1 protein-coding gene and 1 pseudogene are annotated in these 2,253 nt (G+C 52.6%); both read left to right on the forward strand.

Annotation, left to right across the window (positions count from 1 at the left end):
- Nucleotides 1–417, forward strand: a pseudogene (locus RTW80_RS24275) (molybdopterin-dependent oxidoreductase FAD-binding subunit); the annotation flags it as partial.
- On the forward strand, nt 414–2,253 hold a 1,840-nt coding region (locus RTW80_RS24280), incomplete at its 3' end, for a molybdopterin-dependent oxidoreductase Mo/Fe-S-binding subunit (protein ID WP_312720591.1). The pseudogene RTW80_RS24275 and the gene RTW80_RS24280, both read left to right, overlap by 4 nt.

A 2,253-nucleotide genomic window follows, 5' to 3' on the forward strand; every position in this document is an offset into this window, starting at 1 on the left:
GCACTGGATGCTGAACTGGTTTTTGGCAACGGCGAAACGCTGTCAATCGAGGACTACCTGGCCTGCCCATGCGATCGCCTGCTAACCGAAATTATCATTAAAGATCCGTATCGCACCTGTGCGACCCGCAAAATTAGCCGTTCTCAGGCAGGTTTAACCGTCGTGACGGCAGCCGTTGCAATGACAGACCACGACGGTATGCGAATTGCGCTGGATGGCGTCGCCAGTAAAGCACTGCGTCTGCATGATGTCGAAAAACAAAATCTGGAAGGCAATGCACTTGAACAGGCTGTCGCCAACGCCATTTTCCCGCAGGAAGATTTGCGGGGCAGCGTGGCCTATAAACGCTATATCACGGGAGTTCTGGTAGCCGACCTGTATGCCGACTGCCAACAGGCTGGGGAGGAAGCCGTATGATCATCCACTTTACTTTAAATGGCGCGCCTCAGGAGCTAACCGTTAATCCAGGCGAAAACGTGCAAAAGCTGTTGTTTAACATGGGAATGCACTCTGTACGCAACAGTGATGATGGTTTCGGGTTTGCCGGTTCTGACGCAATAATCTTTAACGGTAATATCGTTAACGCGTCCTTGCTTATTGCCGCACAGTTAGAGAAGGCAGATATTCGTACCGCAGAATCTCTGGGCAAATGGAACGAGTTAAGTCTGGTTCAACAGGCAATGGTTGATGTTGGCGTGGTGCAGTCTGGTTATAACGATCCAGCTGCAGCTCTGATTATCACCGATCTTCTCGATCGCATCGCCGCACCTACCCGCGAAGAGATCGACGACGCGCTTTCTGGTTTGTTCTGCCGCGATGCTGGCTGGCAGCAATACTATCAGGTCATTGAACTGGCGGTTGCACGTAAAAATAATCCGCAGGCCACCATTGATATCGCTCCGACTTTCCGTGACGACCTAGAAGTCATTGGTAAGCATTATCCTAAAACTGATGCCGCGAAAATGGTGCAGGCGAAACCCTGCTATGTTGAAGACCGCGTAACGGCTGACGCCTGCGTCATTAAAATGTTACGTAGCCCACACGCTCACGCACTGATTACTCATCTGGATGTCAGCAAAGCTGAAGCCTTACCGGGCGTCGTTCACGTTATTACTCACCTGAATTGCCCGGATATCTACTATACCCCGGGTGGTCAGAGCGCACCGGAACCGTCACCGCTTGACCGCCGTATGTTCGGCAAGAAAATGCGTCACGTCGGCGATCGTGTTGCTGCGGTCGTCGCAGAAAGTGAAGAAATTGGGCTCGAAGCACTGAAGCTCATCGACGTTGAATATGAAGTGCTTAAGCCGGTAATGTCGATCGACGAAGCAATGGCGGAAGATGCGCCTGTCGTGCACGATGAACCGGTGGTGTATGTTGCTGGTGCGCCAGATACTCTGGAAGACGATAACAGCCATGCAGCCCAGCGCGGCGAGCATATGATCATCAACTTCCCGATCGGTTCTCGCCCTCGCAAAAATATCGCCGCCAGTATTCATGGTCATATTGGCGATATGGACAAAGGCTTTGCCGATGCCGATGTGATCATTGAGCGAACCTATAACTCAACGCAAGCGCAGCAGTGCCCGACTGAAACACATATCTGCTTTACTCGTATGGACGGCGATCGTCTGGTTATCCACGCCTCCACCCAGGTACCATGGCACTTACGCCGCCAGGTCGCGCGCCTCGTGGGCATGAAACAGCATAAAGTTCATGTCATTAAAGAGCGAGTTGGCGGCGGTTTTGGTTCCAAACAGGACATCCTGCTGGAAGAAGTGTGCGCCTGGGCAACCTGCGTGACCGGGCGTCCGGTACTGTTCCGCTACACCCGTGAAGAAGAGTTTATTGCTAACACCTCTCGTCACGTCGCGAAAGTCACCGTCAAACTGGGAGCGAAAAAAGATGGTCGCCTGACGGCAGTGAAGATGGATTTCCGCGCCAACACTGGCCCTTACGGCAACCACTCACTCACCGTACCGTGTAACGGACCGGCGCTGTCGCTGCCGTTATATCCGTGCGATAACGTCGATTTCCAGGTCACCACCTACTACAGCAACATTTGCCCAAATGGTGCTTATCAGGGTTATGGCGCACCGAAAGGTAACTTCGCTATCACCATGGCATTAGCGGAACTGGCTGAACAGTTACAGATCGACCAACTGGAAATTATCGAACGTAACCGGGTACACGAAGGGCAAGAGCTGAAAATTCTCGGTGCAATCGGTGAAGGTAAAGCGCCGACCTCCGTTC

Source organism: Escherichia sp. AM3 (assembly GCF_032029835.1).
Taxonomy (GTDB): domain Bacteria; phylum Pseudomonadota; class Gammaproteobacteria; order Enterobacterales; family Enterobacteriaceae; genus Escherichia; species Escherichia coli.